The sequence below is a fragment of the Clostridium ljungdahlii genome (assembly GCF_001636845.1).
Classification (GTDB): Bacteria; Bacillota; Clostridia; order Clostridiales; family Clostridiaceae; genus Clostridium_B; species Clostridium_B ljungdahlii_A.
Map to the genome: position 1 here is coordinate 12,526 of NZ_LITT01000002.1, position 21,734 is coordinate 34,259.

Here is a 21,734-nt window from a genome sequence, read left to right on the forward strand (position 1 = left end):
AGATACTATAAAAAGAATATTCTAAATTTCAATAATATATAGGCAATTCTAGAAATATTACATTAATTTGAAGGAGGGATAATATGCAAAAAGTTATAAGTAAATGTACTACATTTTTATTTATGATAGGTATTGCATTATCTGCTTTTGGAAATCAGGTGAATGCAGATACAAATGTAAGCAAAAATAGAATTTATGGAAATGACAGAATTGAAACTTCATTAAAAATAAGCCAAGATGGCTGGAAAGATGGCTCAAGTACTGTAGTTATAGCTCAGGGTTATGGTTATGCTGATGCCCTTTGTGCAGGATCACTTGCTAAAAAATACAATGCACCTATAATACTTTCCAAGCAAGATGGATTAAGTGATGAGACTATAAATGAGTTAAAAAGGCTTAAGGCAAGTAAAGCTTTTGTAATTGGAGGTAAGGCCTCACTATCTGATGGTGTGGAATCTGAGCTGAAGAATATTGGTATAAATGATGTGGAAAGGCTTGGAGGTGCAACAAGATATGAAACTTCTGTTAAAATAGCTGAAAGTCTAGGAAGTGTAGATAGTATTGTAGTTGCATCTGGCAGTGGTTATGCAGATAGTCTTTCTATAGCACCTATAGCATCTAAAAAAGGAATGCCAATACTTTTATCAGAAAAGGACAGCCTTCCTGATGTAGACACTGAATACATAAAAAAAGTAAATGCAAACAAAAGTTATGTAATAGGTGGAGAAAGTGTTATATCAGATAATATAAAAAATTCTCTTCCAAATGCACAGAGAATTGGAGGAAGTACTAGATTTGAAACAAACTTAGCTGTACTTGAAAATTTCAAGTCTGATCTTGACTTTAGCAATGTGTATATAGCTGAAGGAGATGGACCTAATGGAAATGAATTTGCAGATGCTCTTTCAGGGTCAGCTCTTGCAGCACAGAAATCAGCTCCTTTAGTACTTATGTATAACAGCTTAAACTCAAATGTGGAGGATTTTATAAAGTCTAATATTTCTAATAAGACAGTATTTACGGCATTAGGAGGAACTAAAGTAGTTCCAGATGATGCTATAGATAATATTATAACTGCATATAACCAAGCAAATAGTGGGAAAAACACTAATATCTCAGGGGGTCCTTCAGGAGGATCTAGTGGAGGATATACTCCAGTTCAGCCATCAGGTGATTTAAGTTTAAATTCAGCAAATCAAACTTATGATGGAAATACTTCTGGAAATAAGAACGAAATAACAGGAAATGTAAATATATCAGCAGATAAAGTTTCTCTTCAAAATGTAAAAATTGATGGCACACTTACAATAGATCCAGGTGCAAGTGGAGTTAGCACTATAACGAATGTTACAGCTGGTAATATAGTAGTAAAATCTGGGGCAGATCACAGTATTTATTTGAATAACGTGAAGTCTGATTCACTCCTGGTTAATAGCAGTAACAGCGTAAAGGTTGAGATAAGCAGTGGAACTCAAATAGTAGATACACAAATAGCAAGTAGTTCAACACTAGTGGCTCCAGATGATGCTAAATCAACTTTTGGACAAGTTGTTGTGGATTCAACTTCAAATCCACAAATAACACTTACAGGTGGATTTGAAAATGTTAATGTAAAAAATAAAGCTGCCATAAATTTAACAGGAGCCAATGTATCAGCAATAAATGCTTCTGAAAGCTTTACTTTAAATATAAATGATGACACATCTACTGTAGCTGCACTAAAGGTGCTAGAAGGTTGCGCTGTTGATGGAAACAAAAAAATAACACAAACAACTGTAAAAAACATCGTAAATGTAAATAAGGATGGAATTAACTTAAATATAATTGAAAATACTTCAGATGATATAGATATAAGTGCAGCTAGTAAAAATGATAACGATAAAATTGCCTTAACTTTATATGATAGCCAGGGGAACTTGAGTTACATAAATCAATCTGAAAATGGTAACTTACAGGTTAAAACTGCTCTTAAGTCCGGAAAATATCATGGCTTTATCAAATCTTCAAGTACTGAGGTAGTTGATATAAATGAATTTGAAATTAAGTAATAGGGTTATTACCAATTATGATGTATGAAAGGAGAGAGTATATGAAGAATTTTAAAGTTAATCTGATGTCATTTATTATGACATTTGTAATGATGATTGGCTTATTAGGAACTGGTACAGTTCAAGTATTTGCAGATGGAACTGGATATTCATCTCAAATAAATAGTCTTATAAATTCAATGAGTCCATCTATTACACAAAACATGGGTGATTGGCAGACTTTGGATTTAAATAAGGCAGGAAAAGAAGTACCGGGAAGTTATTTAACAAATCTTGAAAGTAATATAAAAAGTGGTTCAGATTCCTTATCTTTACCTACAGATTATGAGAGAACTTCTTTGGGAATACTTGCAGCTGGTGGAGATCCAACAAACTTTGCTGGAATGAATTTAATAGAAAAAATATATAACAATGAGGGCATCAAAGATCAAGGCATAAATGCCTATGTATTTGCACTTATAGCTCTTGATGCGGGGAAATTTAATATACCTGATGGCTCAAAATGGACTAGGGATAGTTTGATTCAGGGAATATTAGATAATAGGACTACAGATGGTGGCTGGAGTTATAGTGGTGGTTCAGCAGATCCTGATATGACAGGAATGGCACTTTCAGCTTTAGCTCCATATTATGGCACTAACGCAAATGTAAAATCAGCTGTGGATGGAGCAGTTGAAATACTTGCAAATATTGAGAAGAATGATGGTGGATTTGCATCATGGAGCCCTAAAGATGGCGGGGGCGACGAAAATGCAAACAGTGTAGCTATGGTAATAATAGGATTATGTGATAGTAACGTAGATCCAACTACAGATAGTAGATTTACGAAGAATGGCAAAAACCCTTTAGATGCATTATTGAGCTATACAGTAAGTGACAATAGTGGATTTGGATATACAGATAATAAATCAGTTAATGGTATGGCAACAGAACAGGGATTTAGAGCACTAGCTGCATACAATCTTTTTAAAGAAAGCAAAGGATCAGTATATAAGAATTTTGCAGCAAATACTTCAGATACTAAGGTAACTGGAATAAGCCTGGATAAAACAAGTGCAAATCTTACAGAAGGGGATTCATTGCAGCTTACACCAACGATAACACCAAAAGATGCCACTAACACGAAGGTAGATTGGTCAAGCAGTGATAAAACTATAGCAGCAGTAGATGGAAATGGAAAGGTAACAGCAGTAAAGGCAGGAACAGCAACTATAACAGCAACTACAGAAGATGGACAGAAAACAGCAGTTTGTGCTATAACAATTATTGCCAAAACCGTACCTGACAAAACTATACACGTATCAATGATTATTGATGGATATAAGGGAAATATGTTAACTGATGAAAATATAGAAGCTGCAGAAGGACAAACAGTTTACAGTATGTTTAAAAATGAACTTGCAGCCAAAGGAATAACTTATAAAAATCCTGATGGTGATTTCTCACCATATATATCTGATATAGCAGGTGAAACGGAAAAAGATAGAGGAGCACAAAGTGGCTGGAAATACAGCGTAAATGGGGTATTCCCTAATGTAGGCTGTGGAAGTGTTAACCTTAAAGATGGAGATAAAGTGCACTGGATATATGTAGAAGGTGCCTGGGATGAATTCCAGTTTAGAGATGTAGATTCAATTAGCTTAGATAAACAAAGTTTGAACTTAAATGTAAATGGTACAGAGAAGCTTACAGCTACAATTGATCCAGATAATGCTACAGATAAAGATGTAACCTGGAAAAGCAGTGACCCTACAGTGGCAGCAGTAGATAAAAATGGAACTGTAACAGCAGTAAAAGCAGGGACAGCAACAATAACAGCAGCATCAGTGGACAATGATAGAACAGATTTCAATCAAAAAAAATATGTGGCTAAAACAGCTCAATGTACAGTTATAGTAAATTCACAACAGCCACAGACAGTAAAGGTAACAGGAGTAAGTCTTGACAAAACAAGTGCAAACTTGACAACAGGAGATACATTGCAGCTTACACCAACGATAACACCAAAAGATGCCACTAACACGAAGGTAGATTGGTCAAACAGTGATAAAACTATAGTAGCAGTAGATGAAAATGGAAAAATAACAGCAGTAAAGGCAGGAACAGCAACTATAACAGCAGTATCTGAAGACAATAAAGATGCAAAAGCACAGTGCACAGTTACAGTATCAGATAAAAAGCAAGCTGTTCAGGTAGATTTAAGTGTTACAGGCTATAAGGGAAGTATATTAGATGCTAAATCTATTGAAGTAGAAGATGGAAAAACAGTAGAACAAGTTGTAAAGCAGGTATTAGATGATAAAAAAATAGAATATACCGACGATAATGGATACTTTTCTATGATAGGTAATGAGTCAGAGCGTGATAGAGGAGCGATTAGCGGATGGATGTATGATGTTAATGGCATACAACCAAGTGTAGGAATGAAAGATTATAAAGTTAAAAAGGGAGATAAAATAGGATTATTTTTCACAAGCGATTTTGGAAAAACTATGTTTAGAGACATAGACAAAATTAGTTTGGACAATACAAAAATGGGCTTAAATGTAGGTGATATACAAACTATTCGAGCAAATGTATCTCCTATAACAGCTACAGAAACGGTGAATTGGTCAAGTAGTGACCCAACAATAGCGGCGGTAGACAGCAATGGAAAGGTAATGGCAGTAAAGACAGGAACGGCAACTATAACGGCCTCAGGTAAATATAATAAAACTATAACGGCACAGTGTGCAGTTACAATAGTTCAGCCATTGGTAATAACTAATTTGACAACAGAAGATTCATTTAAATTAGGTGATGATGCAAAGATATCTGTAAAAACTGAAAATAATTCAGGTAAAGACCAGGATGCGTCATTAATAGTAGCATTATATGATGAAGGTGGTAAATTTATCAATTATGTATGTGGAAGACAAACAATAAAAAATGGTGATTCATCCATCTTAACAACTATGATGAAACTTCCAGAAGAAGGAGCATACAAATTGAAAGCATTTATTTGGGACAGTTTAGAAAGTATGAATATTATTTCTGATAGTATAGATATACCCGTCCAATCAAAATAAATAAATTTAAAATATGTTTTAAAGGATGGCTTCTCTTACTCAGCCATTCTTTAAGCAGTTTTAAACAATTAAAACTTATAGGTTCTTAGGGGGGATACTATGAAAAAAATTATAACTAAGATTATTATGTTTTTGTTTATAGTAGGCATTGGGATGTCTGGTTTTAGTGGCAGTGTACATGCAGAAGCAAGTACAAATGAAGTATCTGCGCAGCAAAGTGTAAATATAAATAAAGACAGGATTTATGGAAATGATAGAATTGAAACTTCACTGAAAATAAGTCAAAGTGGTTGGAAAAATGGTTCAAGTACTGTAGTTATAGCCCAGGGTTATGGATATGCAGATGCCCTTTGTGCAGGACCACTTGCTAAAAAATATAATGCACCTATAATACTTTCAAAGCAAGATGGATTAAGTGATGAGACTGTAAGTGAATTAAAAAGACTTAAGGCAAGTAAAGCTTTTGTAATTGGAGGTAAAGCTTCATTATCTGATAATGTGGAATCTGAACTAAAAAATATTGGTATAAATGATGTAGAGAGGCTCGAAGGTGCAACAAGATATGAAACTTCTGTGAAAATAGCTGAAAGTTTAGGAAATAGTGTAAATAGTATTGTAATTGCATCTGGAAACGGCTATGCAGACAGTCTTTCTATAGCACCTATAGCTTCAAAAAAAGGAATGCCAATACTTTTATCACAAAAGGATAGTCTTCCTGATGTAGTTAAAAATTATATAAAAAAAGTAAACGTGAACAAAAGTTATGTAATAGGTGGAACAAATTCTATATCTGATAATATAACAAATTCTCTCTCAAATGTGCAGAGAATTGGAGGAAGTAATAGATTTGAAACAAATTTAGCTGTACTTCAAAATTTTAAATCTGATTTTGATTTTAGCAATGTGTATATAGCTGAGGGAAATGGAACAAGTGGAAATGAATTTGCAGATGCTCTTTCAGGTTCAGCTCTTGCAGCAGAAAAATCTGCTCCTGTTGTACTTGTTTATAATACAATATCTACCGACACTGCAAATTTTATAAAGTCTAATATGTCTAAAGATACTGTTCTTACAGCTTTAGGTGGAACATTAGTGGTACCTAATACAATTTTAAATGGAATTGAAGATTTGTTTAATGGCAAAACTCCTGACAGTGGTATAGGAAATCCAACAGCACCAACAACACCAACAAATCCAATAACACCAACAAACCCTACTTCAGATCAATTACATGTGTCGCTTGTAATTGATGGTTATAAAGGGAATATAATCAATGAAACAAATTTGGAGGCTTCCAAAGGAGAGTCAGTTTATGACTTGCTAAAAAGCACTCTTGATAGTAAGGGAATAAAATTTGTAAATAAGGGAACTGGTGGTAGTACTACGGGTGCAAGTGTATATATATCAAGTATAGATGGAGAAACGGAATTTGATAGGCCAAGAGGAAATGGACAGACAAATCAGAGTGGATGGAAATACAGTGTGGATGGCACTTTCCCAAATCATGGCTGTGGGGTGGAATACATTAACAATGATAATGAGAAAATACACTGGATTTATGTTGTTGGAGCTTGGGATGAGACTCAATTTAGAGATGTAGATTCAATTACTCTTAACAAAACTGATTTAACTTTAAATGCAAATCAAACTGAAAGCCTTACAGCTACCGTTAGCCCTTCTAATGCTACTGATAAAAATGTAACATGGGAAAGCAGTGATAAAACTGTAGCTACAGTAGACAGCAATGGTAAAGTAACAGCCATAAATTCAGGTACAGCGACAATAACTGCAAGTTCAATAGATAATACAAAAGGGTTTCGTAATTATACACCACAATCTGATTCTTGCAAGGTTACTGTTAAATCAAATGGAAATATTCCATCTTCTATTTCTGTAACAGGAATAACTTTAGATAAAACAGGGACTGTGGCAGTAGGAGGTACACTCCAGTTAAAGGCATTAGTACAACCAGATAATGCTACTGATAAAAATGTAAATTGGTCAAGCAGTGACAAGACTATAGCAGCAGTAGATGGAAAAGGACTGGTAACAGGAATAAAAGAAGGAACAGCAACTATAACAGCAGCTACGGAAGATGAAAATAAAACAGCAGCTTGCACTATAACGGTAAAAAACTCCCAGACAAAAGATTATACATCATCTATAAATAATCTTATAAATGGGATAAGTTCAATCATTACAAGTGATAATTGTGATGACTGGATTGCCCTTGGATTAAATAAAACAGGCAATCAGGTACCGAAAGATTATTTATCAAAATTACAGGACAGAATAACAAGCAATACAAAAGGAGGAGTACTGGATTTAGGACGGCCTACGGAGTATGAAAGAACTACTCTTGCAGTACTTGCAGCTGGAGGAGACCCTACAAATATATCAGGTCAGAACCTTATAGAAAAAATGTGCAACAGTGATATGGACAGCCAGGGGATAAATGCCTATGTGTTTGGACTTATAGCCCTTGACTCAAAAAATTTCAAGGTACCGGATAATGCAAAATGGACTAGAGATGCTTTAATTAAAGTCATATTAAATAATAAAACCAAAGACGGCGGGTGGAGTTATGCTGGTGATTCAGCAGATCCTGACATGACTGGTATGGCAATTTCTGCACTAGCTCCATATTACAGCACTAATTCAGATGTAAAATCAGCTGTTGATGTGGCAGTTAATACACTTTCCAAAATACAAAAAGATGACGGTGGATTTGTATCCTGTGGCATTGAAAATAGTGAGAGTTCAGCTCAAGTTATAATAGGTCTGTGTGCAAATGGTATAGATCCAACTACAGACAGCAGATTTGTAAGAAATGGTAAAAACCCAATGGATTCACTATTGAGTTTTGCCACAAGTGACAACAAAGGTTTTGGACATACAGATACTTCATTGAATGGTATGTCTACAGAACAGGGATTGGAAGCTGTGGCAGCATATAATCTTTTTAAGAGTAAAGGAGGATCTCTATATAAATTTTAGAGAATGGCTTACTTTTATTAAGTCATTCTCCAGTTAGTTTTAAGGAAGTGAGAATTAATATAATGAGTGAAGGAGTAAAAGCAGTATCTTTGCCAAAATCACGGAATAAGGAAAAGGTTAGACATTTTATTGATTTTAAACAGTATCATGTTCTTACTGCATCACTGGTATTTATGTCTATGATGATTATAATATTTTCTAATGACAATCCAGTAATACTTGGATCTGTGTACATATTTATTATAGGAATGATAATATTTTCAAAGGAAAAACAAAAGTTTAAAACCGGATTCTATTATTTTATTCCAATTGCTATTTTGATAATAGTTATAAATATGCTTTTTGTAAGTTCAGGAAGCACTACCCTTTTTTATCTTTTTCACAAGCGTTTTACATTAGAAGCTGTAATTTATGCAGTAGTTATGTGTTTTAAATTTTTAGCTGTCATATACCTTTTTTTAATACTTGAAATCATGATTGATACGGATAAAGCAGTTTCCTATTTTTCATCTATAATGCCAAAATCCACTCTAATGCTTATGATAAGTTTTAAACTTATTCCGACTATGAAGGACAGATTTAAGAATTTAAAAGAAATATATGAAATAAGGGGAGTTATATTTAACAAGAAAAAAGCAAAGGAAAAAGCGCACAGCTATATTCCCGTAATGTCTGTCCTACTAGAGGATTCTATGGAAGGTTCTTTTAGCATAGGTGAATCTGCCTATGTAAGGGGATTTTTAAGTGGCAGCAGGAGCGTTTATGATAGACAAAAATTTAAAAATAAGGACTGGGAAGTTATAGTTTTAAGTGTAGCTCTCATGATATTTTATGTTGTTGCACAGTTTAAGAAATGGGTGGAGTTTAACATATATGATGGTGTGACTGCTGTTAATTTTTTTAATATTGGTATAGCCATAATGATTGCATTTATAGTAGTAATTACTTTAACCATAATTTTTAATAGTGAGGAGAAGGAATATGTCGTATATAGAGATTAGCAATTTAAATTTCACTTATCCCCTTGAGAAACATAGGTCGCTAAAAGGCATAAATTTGTCTCTAGAGAAAAATGATTTTCTTCTCATAGCAGGTAGATCAGGCTCTGGGAAATCTACACTTGCAAGGGCTATAGTAGGAACAGTACCTAATTTTTATGGAGGTACTATAGGTGGAGAAATAAAAATAGATGGTGAATTGGTAAACAAAATGAGCCATAAAGAAAGGGCAAAAAAAATAACTATGGTTTTTCAAGATCCAGAAAAGCAGCTTGTTATGAACAAAGTACACAGAGAAATAGCTTTTGGACTTGAAAATATAGGAGCGGATGAAGGAGTGATAAAAAGGAGAGTTTATGAAGCTCTTCAGTTTTCGGGTATACTTCATCTGGCAGAAAGGGATGTAACTTCTCTCTCAGGAGGAGAAAAACAAAAGGTAGCAGTGGCTTCTGCCCTTGTATATATGCCAAGCTGCATAATATTAGATGAGCCTACCTCCCAGCTTGACCCTTCATCAGCAGAGGAAATGTTAAATCTAGTAAAGAAAATAAATCAAGAGCTTGGAATAACGGTTATAGTTATTGAGCAGAGAGTAAACAGATGGTTTGATACTGTTGACTCCATAGCAATTATGAACGATGGAACTTTAGAATTGTTTAAAGATAAAAAGGATTTTTATGATAATTGCAATGAAAGACAATATATGTTTATGCCAGATTATCTAAAATTTTTTAAAAAATTGGATTTTAATACTATGCCCCAGGATTTTAAAGATGCCAGGGTTAAGATTTTAAGCAGCTCTTTAAAATTAAAAGAAAAGGATAAAAGTGTTTTTCAGGAAAATGATGAAGCCGAGGTACTTTCTGTAAAGAAAATGGGTTGTAAATATGGCTCAAAAAAAGTTTTGAATAATTTAAATTTTAATGTAAAAAAAGGTGAATTTATAAGCATAATGGGGGCTAATGGTGCAGGGAAAAGTACTCTTTTAAAATGTGTTATGGGGCTTAAGAATTACGAAGGAATAATAAAACTTTATGGGAAAGACACATCTAAGATGAATATACGTCAAATAGCAAAGCATATAGGATATGTATCTCAAAATCCTAATGACTATTTGTCTAAGGAAAGTGTATATGAAGAAGTAAAATTTACTATGGATAACTATGGTATATATGATGAGAAGGTTATAGAAAATATTTTAAAAGAACTTGAAATATATGGCTTGAGAGAAAAAAATCCAAGAGATTTAAGTGGTGGACAGCGTCAAAGGGTAGCAATTGCTACTATACTTGTTTTGCAGCCGGATATAATCTTACTTGATGAACCTACTAGGGGACTGGAAAGTGGACTTAAATATAAGTTAGGCAAATTACTGGAAAGATTAAATAAAAAAGGCACATCTATTGTGCTTATAACCCATGATACTGATTTTGCCAGTAATTTTTGTAAGAGGTACATGATTATGTTTAACGGTGCCATAGTAGCAGACGGGGATAAAAAACAGGTATTAGGAGATGGAATATTTTATACTACTTCCATGAATAAACTGCTTAGAGATAGGGAAGACAGTATATTTACATTGGAAGAAGCGCTTGGAAGGTGTGAGGTATGAAAAAATTAATAATTGCAATTACAGCTGCCATAATTATAGTATTAATGGCCCTTACAGTAAAGAGTGATTTTCAAACTGGAGTTTCAGTTATGTGTATGGTTGGTGTTTTTGCAATTCTATTCATGAGTTATTTTTATTTTGAAAAAAGTAATGCGGGAACAAAAGAAATAGCAATTATAGCTACGTTGAGTGCTTTTGCGACTGTTGGCAGAATAGCTTTTGCACCTATTCCAAATGTAAAACCTGTAACTTTTTTAGTTGCTTTGACTGGATTTGTGTTTGGACCTTATGAGGGATTTCTAGTTGGAAGTACTACAGCTTTTTTATCCAATATATTCTTTGGACAGGGTCCTTGGACACCATGGCAGATGTTTTGTTGGGGACTTGTGGGAATTATAGCAGGTTTTTGGGGTAAAAAAGGAAAAAAAGTATCAGCCTTTAATTTTTCAGTAGTATGTTTCTTATTTGGTTTTATGTTTGATTGGATTATGGATCTTCAATATATAATTGGATTTGTAAAACCTTTAAATTTCTGGACATTTATAGGAGGATATGTATCGGGGCTTACTTTTGATGTTTTACATGGAGGAAGTTCATTTATATTTTCAATTATATTTTATGATAGCTTTTTACCTGTATTCAAGCGGTATAAGCGAAAACTCATTATAAGTTATATTAGGCAATAAATAAAGGAGGTAATGTGTATTTATGAATATTAAGAAGAACAAAAAGAAGTATGTTATAGCAATTGCTGCTTTTGTTATATTTGCAATTATGTTTACTTTTGGCTTAAAAGCTGAAAAAATGTATGCTAATACGCTGACAAATAAGCAGATGAGTGCTGAAAATTCTCAAAGCAAATCCAGCCATAAAAATACTGCAGGTAATGCTGCAGAAAATAAAAATGATTCTACTTCAAAGCCTTCTGAAAATGTTAGTAAATCTTCTGGTTCTGGTGGATCTTCTTCTGCAAGTAGTAAGTCTTCTTTAGATTATCCATCAAATACTGAATCTAAAAATGGATCAAAATCAAGTAATCCTTCTACTGTTACCTCAAAAGGAAGTGTAAAGGTTACTTCTACAGATCCAGAGAGTAAGTGTACTTTTCAGGTTATTGATACGGTCCACGGCAATAAAATGGTTGTTTCAAAAGATGTGGACAAAAGCATGGAGGGTGAAACAGTAGGCTATATAACGGAAAGAATTTTGGATGATGCTAAGATAAATTATAGATGCACAGGTTCTGTTTCTACACTTTATTTTGCAGCTATAGATGGACTTGAAGAGAAAAAAGCTGGAAAACTTTCAGGATGGTGTTATTATATCAGAAAAAATGGAGACAACGTATTTCACAAACCTAATATAGGCAGTGGACAGTGGACATGGCACAGTGGTGATGTAATAGTTTGGAGGTACCTTGCTGATGGAATTCATGATGGTTACGAAGGTGACTGGGGGAAGAGCAGTTTTTAAAATAAAATAAAAGAGAAGGGAATGAAAATAATATGAAAAAGAATATGAATAAGTTTATTGTATTTTTATGTACACTAGGTATTACAATATCTGGGCTTGAAGCAAATGTAAATGCTGATGCAGAAAGTAAAAATTCTGCTGATAATACTATAACTAGAGATAGAATTTATGGAAGCGACAGAATTGGAACTTCACTTAAAATAAGTCAAAATGGGTGGAAAGATGGGTCTAGTACTGTAGTTATAGCTCAGGGATATGGTTATGCAGATGCTCTTTGTGCAGCTCCTCTTGCAAAAAAGTTCAATGCACCTATAATTCTTTCAAGACAGGGTGCATTAAACGATAATACTATAAGTGAAATTAAAAGACTTAAAGCAAGTAAGGTATTTTTAATTGGAGGAACAGCTTCATTATCTGACAATATAGTAACTCAACTAAAAGGTCTTGGAATAAGTGATATACAAAGACTTGGAGGTACAAATAGATATGAAACTTCAGTGAAAGTAGCCCAGAATATTGGCAATGCAGATAGTGCCGTAGTTGCATCAGGAAATGGTTATGCAGATAGCCTTTCTATAGCACCAATAGCTGCAAGTAAAGGCATGCCAATACTTTTATCAGGAAGTGGAAACTTGCCAGATGTAGTAAGTAACTATATAAAAGGCAGTAATGTAAAAAAGACTTATGTAGTAGGGGGAACTGCTTCTATAGGAGACAATGTAAAAAATGTACTTCCAAATGCTGAGAGACTAGGAGGTTCTACTAGATTTGAAACAAATCTTTCTATACTTCAAAATTTTAAATCAGATCTTAAATTTGACAATGTATATATAGCAGAAGGAGATGGGCCAAGTGGAAATGAATTTGCAGATGCACTTTCAGGTTCAGCCCTTGCAGCAGAAAAATCTGCTCCTATGGTACTGGTTTATAAAACTATTTCTACTAATACTTCAAATTTTATAAAATCTAATATGTCAGATAATACTGTACTTACGGCTTTGGGCAGCAATTTAGTTGTACCTGATTCAATTTTAGATGAAATTGAAGGTATATCTAGTGGAGTTTCTTCTTCTGTAGACAATTCATTAAATTCAGCTGTAAGCAAAATACTAAGTAATGCAGAAAAAGAAGGAATAGATGATTGGCAGGCATTGGCAATATCGAGATATGGGGCAGCAGTTCCTGCAAGCTATCTAAGTAATCTTCAAAATAGCATAAATTCTGTAAATGGAGAATTAACACAACCTACTGATTATGAGAGAACTACTTTGGCACTTATGGCCATAGGACAGGATCCTACAAATTTTCAGGCTAGTGATAAAAGTTATAATTTCATAGAAAAGATATATAATAACAAAGATATATCAGAACAGGGAATAAATGCAGAAGTATTTGCACTTATAGCTCTGGATTCTGGAAATTTTAACGTACCACAGGATTCCGTATGGACAAGGGATAAGTTAATAAGCGAAGTCTTAAAGAATAGAACAAATGATAAAGGTTGGGATTATGCTGGTGAGAAAGCTGATCCAGATATGACTGGTATGGCACTTACGGCTTTGGCACCTTATAAAGATAAGGAAGATGTGAAGGCTGCTGTTAGTACAGCTTTTGATAAGCTTTCTTCTATGCAAGATGCAGATGGTGGTTATTCTTCCTGGGGAGTATCTAATAGCGAGAGTATATCACAGGTCATAATAGCTCTCTGTGCCAACGGAATAGATCCTACAAGTGAAGCTTTTACTAAAAATGGGAAAACCACAATAGATGCCCTTTTAAGCTATGAAGTAGCAGGTGGAGGATTTTGTCATGTAAAAGGAACAGGATACAATGCCATGGCAACGGAACAGGCAACCCAAGCACTTGAGGCATATAAAATGTTTAAGGGAAATGCAGGGAGCGGCATATATAAATTTAAATAGATTATTAATGTATTAAAAACATTGTGGGGTGCAAGACGATGAATAAAAAGAAAAAATATATTATAGCTGTAGTAGCATTTGTGGTCTGCGCCGTCCTATTTACATTTGCTATAAAGGCTCAAAGAATGTATAGCGATAGCCTTACAAATAAGCAGACAAGCTCTCAAGATGCAAATAGTAAATCAAAGGGATTTAGTCAGTCACAGGGTGCTAAAGATAAAGAAAATGGAAAACCAGGAGATGCATCTAAAAACTTCAGTGGATCACCTTCTTCTGAAACTCAAAAAAATGATAAATCCTCATCTATAAGTTCTACGGGAAGTGGCTCAGGGAGTAATTCCAGCCAGAAAGAAAATAATCCTACAGCTTCCCAATCTTCAGGTGAAAATATAGTGGTTAAGTCGGGTGATCCAGAAGAAAATAATTCTTTTCAGTTTATTGATACAGTTAATGGTAATAGTGTTTTTTTAAGAAAAGATGTAAACAACATGGACGGTGAAACGGTAGGTTACATAACGGAAAGAATTTTGGATGATGCTAAAATAAATTACAAATGTACGGGATCTACTTCTACAGTATATTTTGCAGCTATAAAAGGACTTGAAGAAAAAAAGGCAGGAAGGCTTTCTGGATGGTGTTATTATGTTAGAAAAAAGGGTGAAAGTAAGTTCGTAAAACCAAATGTGGGAAGTGGACAGTGGATATATCATACTGGGGATATAGTTGTATGGAAATACTTAGCTGATGGCATACACGACGGTTATTCAGATGATTGGAAATAATATGATTCATTGGAGGATGCAGATGAAAAAATCTATTTTATTTTGTTTAGCTATTGGAATATTTTTTAGTGGATGCAGTTCTACAAATAATATAAATAATACTAAATCTACAAATTTAGATATATCGAATTCTGATACTACCTTTATAATGGGTGGAAAGATTGCAACAAATGACAATGTAGATATAACTTCTAATATTTCCGGAAGAGTTTCTGAAATATCAACGGAATTAGGTAAAAAGGTAAATTCAGGAGATATTGTTATCAAATTAGATACATCAGATTTACAGAGCAAAGTTGATCAGGCTAAGTCAGCAGTAAATGCAGCACAGACAAACCTATCTAGTGCAACTACTTCGACTTCATCTAATATTGGTGAATATCAATCTGAGCTGGCTCGGGTTCAAGCTCAATTAAAAACTTCAGAGGCATCTTTAAAAGATGCCTCTATTACAGCACCTATTTCAGGTATAGTAAGCTCACAAAACATTAATGTAGGAGATATGGTTATTCCAGGTAAACCACTTGTTTCAATAGTTAATGCAGATAATCTCTATGTAAATGTATATGCACCAATAAGCGTTTTAAATCAAATTCAAGTTGGGCAGAGTGTAGTGATAAAAGTACCAGATATCTCAGATAATGAGTTTTCAGGAAAGATATCTGTCATAAATTCAAAAGTGAATTCACAGAGCCAGGATGTTCTTGTGAAGGTAACTTTAAATAGTAAAAATGCACTTTTAAAACCAGGTATGTTTGCAGAGGTTGGATTGAAATAATGAAAAAGGTGGGTTAATATGAAACTTGGTATAGTTATTAATACAGTTAAAAATCGCAAAAAATTAATTATAGGAATATTAGCAGCAGTTCTGATAATGTTTATTGGTTGGGTTTCCTATTATGTATATGAACACGTGTACTATGTAGCTACTGATGATGCAAAAGTTACGGCAGATGTGATTAAAGTAGGTTCACAAATTCAAGGAAAAGTACTACAATTTAATGTAAACGAAGGAGATCTAGTTAGTAAAGATGAAATATTGGCACGTCAGGATATGGGTAATCTCCCGGATTCTAGCATAGATCAATCTTTAATAAAATCACCTATTGATGGCATTGTTGTAAAAAAAGAAGCAGATGCAGGGGAAGTTTTATCTCCAGGAAAAACTGCAGCACTTTTAGTGGATTCTGAAAACTTTTATGTTACTGCAAAGATAGATGAAACAAAAATAAGAAGATTAAAGATTGGACAACCTGTTCAAATAACTATAGATGAGTATGGTTCACAAAAATTTCAAGGAAAAATAAAATCTATAGGTGAAATGACAGAAGATGCGTTAAATCCCACAGCATATTCAACTGATAGAAAGCATAATAGAAAAGTTGAAAAAGTACCTGTAAAAATTGTATTTGACAACTCTAAAAAATTAAAAAATCAGCTCACTATGGGTACCAATGCCTCTGTAAAAATTTGTGTAGTAAACGAAAATACTAAAAGTAAATAGGAAGTGTGGAAAATTGTTGAAGTTAATGAATTTGTCTACATATAATTATGATGTTGAAAGATTTGATTGTAATAAAAATAATATCATAAACTTTTTAAAAAAACATAAAATGAATGGTATTGAACTTTTGCATCCTATAGGGTTAGATGAAAATATTATTCCATGTAACCTTGTTAAAGGTGTCCATTTAAAGTATTATCCTACATGGCTGGACTTTTGGAATAATAATACACAGGAACTTTTAAAACAATTCAGAAGTTTAGACGTTATTGAAAAATATTATGGTAGTACTAACAGAGAAATTATGATAGAGCACTACAAAAAAGAGATTAAAATGGCTGATAAAATTGGTGCAGAATATGCTGTTCTTCATGTAGCTCATGTGCAAGAAAAACATGTTTTCAATTATGGTTTTACATATACTGATGAAGAAATTATAGATGCTGCTAGCGATCTAATAAATGAAGTTTTTAAAGGAATGGATACAAACATAAAATTATTATTTGAAAATGAGTGGTGGCCTGGATTTACCATGTTAAGTTATGAAAATGCATATAGGCTATTAAATAAAGTTAATTATTCAAATAAAGGATTTGTATTGGATACATCACATTTAATGAATACAAATTTGCATCTTAAAAGTGAAAAACAGGGAATTGAATATATAATAAATACTGTAAAAAATTTAGGAGAATTAAAAAAATTAATAAAAGGTATACATCTTAATTGTTCTTTATCAGGTGAATACGTAATGAAAAAAATAAATAGCACAAGAGGAAAAGAGTTTACTCTACCTCCAATGAGTGAAAAAATATTTATGCATGTTTTTAATATAGACAGCCATAAGCCTTTTACAGACACTTGTGTAAAAAAACTGCTGGATTTTGTAAAACCGGAGTATCTTGTCTACGAACTTGTTGGAAACTCTATTGGAGAGTTGGAACAATATATCGATACTCAGGATGCAGCTTGTTTACTATAATAGGCACAGTAAAGATCATACTTGACATAAAAGAGAAATTGTGAGAAAATTAACGTAAATAATTACATGGTGTAATTTTACAGTAATTATCATAAAAAAATATAAAAAAGATATAGGTGCATGATTATGCTGAAAAGGGAAGCCAGATGAAAAGTCTGCACGGTCCCGCCGCTGTAAAAAAGGAGTCCTTATTATATGTCACTGGGAAACTGGGAAGGCTATAAGGATGATGATCTTAAGTCAGAAGACCTGCCTATATTGTTTAGAAGCCGTTAAGCTCTACGAGTGATAGGGAGGTGACTTAATTTTAGTATATTATTTTATTATTATACATTTTAACCCTCCTGGTTTAGTCTAGGAGGGTTAAAATCGTTTACGATGCGTAAGAAGAAGTAACTTATTAAAATTGGAGGTCTTATAAAAATGCATATTGAAGATGGAATTTTATCACCACAGGCCTGGGGTACATGGTATGTAGTAAGTGCCATGTTTATTGTACCGGGTATTAAAGAGATTAAAAGAAGAGTTAAGGAAAATTTATATTATAAACCTTTTCTTGCTATGATGGGAGTGGCAGTATTTGTTATTTCTTGTATGCACTTTCCTGTACCTGTAACCGGTTCCTGTTCTCATCCTTGTGGCACACCACTGGCAGCTATTGTAGTGGGACCACTGGCTACTGCTGTAATTTCAGCTATTGGATTGTTTTTTCAAGCTATATTTTTGGGACATGGTGGTATTACAACTATAGGTGCCAATGATTTTTCGATGGGTATTGCAGGAGGAATTTCAGGATATTTTTGCTGGAAGGTTTTAAGGCATTTTAAAAGCCCTATATGGCTTGCAGCTGGAGCCGCAGGTTTTGTTGGAGATATAGTTACATATTTGGTAGCAGCTTTGGAACTTGCAATAAGTTTGCATGGACATATTCCTATAGTCAAGCAGTGGATGATATTTTTTGCAGGGTTTGGACCTACTCAAATACCTCTAGCCATAGGCGAGGCAGTATTTACAGCTGTAATTCTGCAGGTTATGGTAAGCAGACGTCCTGATTTAATGCCAGATGTACTTGGACGGAAATATAAGGAGGCAAGATAGTGATGAAATCAACTACAAATGCAGTGGATATAGAAAATAAAAAAGGTACAAGTATTAAATTTATAGATGGATTTACTAAATCTATTTTAACGGTATTGTTAATTTTGCTGGTTCTTATATTTGGAGCAGGTAAGTATATGAGCAGTCATAACATGGAGGCAGGTGGCACTGATGACAAGGTAAACACCATGGCTTCAAGCAAAATTAAAGCAGATCACCATCCATTTATTGAATTGCCTGGTGATGCAGAAGTAGGAGCTTTTTCTGTGGCAAATTTTTGTGCAGGATTGATAGTTGGACATCATTGGGAGAAAATATTTGGCAAGTCAAAGTCAAATAAAAAATCTTTAGAGGAAGAGTAGAGTATCAATGAATTATTATTACAGAATTTTTTTATAATTAAAATATTTGATGCGCTTTACTTGACAAATGAATGTCACAAGTATATAATGTAAACATAATCAAATAGTAAAGTATGTGGTTTACGTAGGTAATTAAAAGGGAAAATGGTGAAATTCCATCACAGCCCCCGCTACTGTATTGGGTGACGATTTTAAATTTCCACTGGAGTATTCCGGGAAGGAATTAAAGAGGATGACCCTATAGTCAGGAGACCTGCCTATACTTTTGAAATAATCTTTCGGAGGGAAAGATTAATGCATTAGTAATTTTTAGGCTATGTTGTTACAAGATTGATGTAGCTATGTGATGTGTTAATTAGGGACTTCCAAAAGAAGTCCCTTTTTATATATTGGTGTTAACTTAAACATATCTAATCCCTTTAATGCTGCTGTTGCAATGGTGTGCAACAGCAGTTTTTTTATATCATTACTTAAAGTTTAAATGTAGCCGCTTAGATAATCTAAATTAATGATGAAATAATCTCAAATTTGAAAATGCCATTGCTATATTATAGTCGTTACAAGCTTTTATTACAATGTCATCTCTCATAGAGCCACCTGGCTGAACGATATATTTCACACCGCTTTTAGAAGCTCTGTCTATATTATCTCTAAATGGGAAAAATGCGTCAGATCCTAAAGATACACCTTGAAGTTTTGAAAGCCAATCCTTTTTTTCATCTAAAGTAAGTCTTTTAGGAATTTCAGTAAATACATCTTTCCATCCCATAGTTTCTTCATGAGTTACATCATCACGGAGATACTGGTCTATTACATTATCCATTTCAGGTCTTTTAAGTCCTTCTTTAAAAGGAAGGGATAGTACCGTCGGATGTTGTCTTAAAAACCATATATCTGCTTTTGATGCAGCAAGTCTTGTGCAGTGGACTCTTGACTGCTGGCCTGCTCCAACTCCAATTACCTGACCGTCTACCGCAAAACAAACTGAGTTAGATTGTGTGTATTTTAGGGTGATCATTGAAATTAGAAGATCTCTTTTAGAGCTTCCTGGCATATTCTTATTATCTGTTACTATGTTTTTTAAAAGATCATCTGTTATAACTGCGTCATCCCTTTTTTGTTCAAAAGTTACTCCAAATATCTCTCTTTTTTCCATTTCTTCTGGTTCATAATTTGGATCAATTTGAATTATACAGTAGTTTCCTTTTTTCTTTGTCTTTAGAAGCTCTAGTGCTTCCTTGCTGTAGGATGGGGCAATTATTCCATCTGAAACTGATGTTTTAAGTATTTTAGCAGCAGATAAGTCAACTTCATCACTTATAGCTGCAAAATCTCCGTAGGAGGACATCCTGTCTGCTCCTCTTGCTCTTGAATAAGCAATAGCTGCAGGGGAGAGTTCTATATCTGAAATTGCATATGCCTTTTTTAATACATCATTTAGAGGCACTGCAACTGCAGCACCTGCAGGGCTTACATGCTTAAAAGAAGCAGCACTACAAAGTCCTGTGGTATTTCTAAGTTCCTTTACAAGTTGCCAGGAATTAAAGGCGTCCATAAGATTGATATATCCTGGTTTTCCGTTTAATATCTTAAAGGGAAGAGGACCTTCTTTCATATAAACTCTTGCAGGTTTTTGGTGTGGGTTGCACCCATATTTAAGTACAAATTCATTCATTTCCATTTATAAAATACCTCCATTTTAAATTTAAGCATAAAAAACCTGGGCAAATTATATAATTTACCCAGGCGGTCGATATCTTTGTTAATCATGCTCCCTATGGTAAACTCCATTTCCGCCAGTTACATGATTATTTTATGCAATTTACTAAATTATATTATATTGAAAATGCCATGTCAAACAAATTGTTGAAGAATTTATTTTAAGCTGTTATAAATCATTTGTAAATTATATTTCATACTTTGCATGTAATTTTTATTATCTTCGTTTCCTTCTATTGTATATATTTTTTCTACTTTTGCCCCTACTTCCTTTGCAAGGGTATTTGATACCTTAGGGCTTACCATGTCTTCCACAAAGATAGTTTTTATTTTATTTTGCCTGCAGTAGTTTACAAGTCCCTCTAATTTTTTAGGAGAGGGTTCTCCTTCTGCAAATACATCTTCTACACTATTTTGTTTTAAACCAAAATCTCTGCAGAGATATGCAAAAGCAGCATGTCCTGTTACAAAACTTTTATTTGAAACTGTCTGAAATTTTTTGTTATATTCGTTGTACAAATCATCAAGTTGTTTTGAAAAATCATTATAATTTTTTTCGTAAAAGTTTTTGTTTGACGGATCTGCTTTGATTAAGGCATCTTTTATGTTTTTAGATTGATTCTTGGCATTTTTTAAACTTAGCCACATATGAGGGTCGTATTGCCCATGCTCTTTTGTTTCATTACTATCAGTATTTTTAATTGGAACTGAACCTTTTGAAGTATCTACTACAATCAAATTTTTATTATTTATAGATTTTAAAACCTTGTCTTTCCAGGATTCCATATCCAGTCCATTATATATAAACACATTGGCATCACTTAAGTTTTTGAAATCTTTTGCAGTTGGTTCAAAATCGTGAGGTTCTGTGCCAGTAGGTATCATTGTAATAATGTCAATTTTATCCTTTCCAATAGCTGAAGTAAATTCTCTCATTGCGTTAAAGGATACAACCACTTTTACTTTGGATTTGGATTCTTTAGTATTATTTGAAGCTGTTCCAGCAGTACAACCTCCAAAAATGAAAATAATGCAGGTAAAAATAAGGGCTAGTATGGTGAACTTAATTGATGTATTTCTTTTAAGCATAAACTTCCTCCTAAAATATTATATATGCAAATGCAACCTGTTTGCATTTGCATATATAATATTACTAGCTGAAAAGGAAT

Annotated in this window: 16 protein-coding genes and 3 riboswitches; of the genes, 14 read left to right on the forward strand and 2 right to left on the reverse strand. The window is 33.6% G+C overall.

All coding sequences use genetic code 11. The features are described from left to right. Nucleotides 1–83: 83 nt before the first annotated feature. The 14 genes from WY13_RS00785 to WY13_RS00850 all read left to right on the forward strand — a co-directional run bounded on the left by WY13_RS00785 (nt 84) and on the right by WY13_RS00850 (nt 18,846). On the forward strand, nt 84–2,048 hold the full coding sequence (locus tag WY13_RS00785; protein ID WP_063553819.1) for a cell wall-binding repeat-containing protein: 1,965 nt from the start codon (nt 84–86) through the stop codon (nt 2,046–2,048). 41 nt (nt 2,049–2,089) lie between these two features. Continuing rightward, nucleotides 2,090–5,116 (forward strand): Ig-like domain-containing protein, encoded by a 3,027-nt coding sequence (locus WY13_RS21610; protein ID WP_063553820.1) that lies wholly within the window; start codon nt 2,090–2,092, stop codon nt 5,114–5,116. 99 nt (nt 5,117–5,215) lie between these two features. Beyond that, entirely contained in the window at nt 5,216–8,113 is a 2,898-nt protein-coding gene (locus WY13_RS00795; RefSeq protein ID WP_063553821.1) for a cell wall-binding repeat-containing protein, read from the forward strand. Between the two features lie 62 nt (nt 8,114–8,175). Next, nucleotides 8,176–9,114 carry an energy-coupling factor transporter transmembrane component T gene (locus WY13_RS00800; RefSeq protein WP_063553822.1) on the forward strand — a complete coding sequence of 313 codons (939 nt, stop codon included), beginning with the start codon at nt 8,176–8,178 and terminating at the stop codon, nt 9,112–9,114. Then, a complete protein-coding gene (locus WY13_RS00805) occupies nt 9,095–10,723 on the forward strand; it encodes an ABC transporter ATP-binding protein (RefSeq protein ID WP_063553823.1) in 1,629 nt (542 codons plus the stop codon). Before WY13_RS00800 ends, WY13_RS00805 begins: the two co-directional genes overlap by 20 nt. Further along, entirely contained in the window at nt 10,720–11,409 is a 690-nt protein-coding gene (locus WY13_RS00810; RefSeq protein ID WP_063553824.1) for an ECF transporter S component, read from the forward strand. Before WY13_RS00805 ends, WY13_RS00810 begins: the two co-directional genes overlap by 4 nt. Before the next feature lie 22 nt (nt 11,410–11,431). Further along, nucleotides 11,432–12,196, forward strand: coding sequence for a DUF4430 domain-containing protein (locus WY13_RS00815; protein WP_082848335.1), 765 nt, complete (start codon nt 11,432–11,434; stop codon nt 12,194–12,196). Nucleotides 12,197–12,228: 32 nt separating this feature from the next. Continuing rightward, nucleotides 12,229–14,118 (forward strand): cell wall-binding repeat-containing protein, encoded by a 1,890-nt coding sequence (locus WY13_RS00820; protein ID WP_063553825.1) that lies wholly within the window; start codon nt 12,229–12,231, stop codon nt 14,116–14,118. Nucleotides 14,119–14,156: 38 nt separating this feature from the next. Then, a complete protein-coding gene (locus WY13_RS00825; RefSeq protein ID WP_063553826.1) occupies nt 14,157–14,900 on the forward strand; it encodes a hypothetical protein in 744 nt (247 codons plus the stop codon). A gap of 22 nt (nt 14,901–14,922) precedes the next feature. Continuing rightward, on the forward strand, nt 14,923–15,678 hold the full coding sequence (locus tag WY13_RS00830; RefSeq protein ID WP_063553827.1) for an efflux RND transporter periplasmic adaptor subunit: 756 nt from the start codon (nt 14,923–14,925) through the stop codon (nt 15,676–15,678). Nucleotides 15,679–15,696: 18 nt separating this feature from the next. Then, the gene (locus WY13_RS00835; protein ID WP_063553828.1) at nt 15,697–16,404 is read left to right on the forward strand and encodes an HlyD family secretion protein; all 708 of its coding nucleotides are present in this window, start codon (nt 15,697–15,699) and stop codon (nt 16,402–16,404) included. Nucleotides 16,405–16,417: 13 nt separating this feature from the next. Beyond that, nucleotides 16,418–17,386: a TIM barrel protein gene (locus WY13_RS00840; RefSeq protein WP_063553829.1), complete on the forward strand. Its 969-nt coding sequence runs from the start codon at nt 16,418–16,420 to the stop codon at nt 17,384–17,386. Between the two features lie 97 nt (nt 17,387–17,483). Continuing rightward, a riboswitch (cobalamin riboswitch) is annotated at nt 17,484–17,657 on the forward strand. Between the two features lie 152 nt (nt 17,658–17,809). Then, complete coding sequence (locus tag WY13_RS00845; RefSeq protein WP_063553830.1) at nt 17,810–18,484, forward strand: energy-coupling factor ABC transporter permease; 675 nt, start codon at nt 17,810–17,812, stop codon at nt 18,482–18,484. Nucleotides 18,485–18,486: 2 nt separating this feature from the next. Then, on the forward strand, nt 18,487–18,846 hold the full coding sequence (locus WY13_RS00850; RefSeq protein WP_063553831.1) for a hypothetical protein: 360 nt from the start codon (nt 18,487–18,489) through the stop codon (nt 18,844–18,846). A 98-nt stretch (nt 18,847–18,944) separates the two neighbouring features. Continuing rightward, nucleotides 18,945–19,121: riboswitch (cobalamin riboswitch) on the forward strand. A 230-nt stretch (nt 19,122–19,351) separates the two neighbouring features. Here the strand turns inward: WY13_RS00850 and WY13_RS00855 are convergent. Further along, nucleotides 19,352–20,527, reverse strand: a complete 1,176-nt coding sequence (locus WY13_RS00855) for a phosphoribosylaminoimidazolecarboxamide formyltransferase (RefSeq protein ID WP_063553832.1) — start codon at nt 20,525–20,527, stop codon at nt 19,352–19,354. 52 nt (nt 20,528–20,579) lie between these two features. Next, a riboswitch (ZMP/ZTP riboswitch) is annotated at nt 20,580–20,660 on the reverse strand. Between the two features lie 61 nt (nt 20,661–20,721). Then, a complete protein-coding gene (locus WY13_RS00860; protein WP_063553833.1) occupies nt 20,722–21,654 on the reverse strand; it encodes a metal ABC transporter substrate-binding protein in 933 nt (310 codons plus the stop codon). Nucleotides 21,655–21,734 lie beyond the last annotated feature (80 nt).